The organism is Actinomycetospora atypica (genome assembly GCF_042653685.1).
GTDB classification, from domain to species: Bacteria; Actinomycetota; Actinomycetes; order Mycobacteriales; family Pseudonocardiaceae; genus Actinomycetospora; species Actinomycetospora atypica.
On sequence record NZ_JBHSIV010000106.1, the window covers coordinates 1 to 586 of the forward strand.

A 586-nucleotide genomic window follows, 5' to 3' on the forward strand; every position below is an offset into this window, starting at 1 on the left:
GGAGTTCCTGCGGCCACTCGAGCATCCCGAACAAATCACCATCCGTGGCGGGCCGCGCCGCGGCCAGACGCGCATCCTGCGCCACCGCCGGCTGCTGTGCGGAGAGCTGAAAGCCCTCGCCGAGACCGAACACGGCCACAAGCTCACCCTGCGGCACTTCCCTCGGCCGATCTTCCTCTCCGACGACTTGGCCGCCGATCTCAGCCGCCGCTTCCCCGCACCGTTCTCGTCTCGCCGCGGCCCCACTGCCCGGCGGGTCGTGCTCGCGCTGATCGAGGGCACCCCACGCGGTCACCTACGCCTCGTCAACGCCGCCGTCATGTTGACCACCGACGTCTACATCCCCGTCGACTCCAGCCATGAGCTGACCATGGCCAACGCGCTGATCGCTGCCCAACGCGGGTTCAGGAAACCCCTGCGTTACGACCACGACGAGGCCGGCCTCCCCGACTTCGTTCTCACCGACCTGATCACGAATGGCGGGACGGCGGAGTCGAACGGACCGGCCGCAGTGATCGAGGTCTGGGGGGTCGCGAACTCGAGGACCTACGAGCAGCGGAAGCTGGCCAAGCTGGCTCGCTACAAG

General features: G+C 68.1%; 1 protein-coding gene. It reads left to right on the forward strand.

What is annotated here, in order from left to right:
* Positions 1–586 (forward strand): DUF1173 family protein (locus ACFPBZ_RS29515; protein ID WP_378039664.1); only part of this gene is annotated, 586 nt, incomplete at both ends.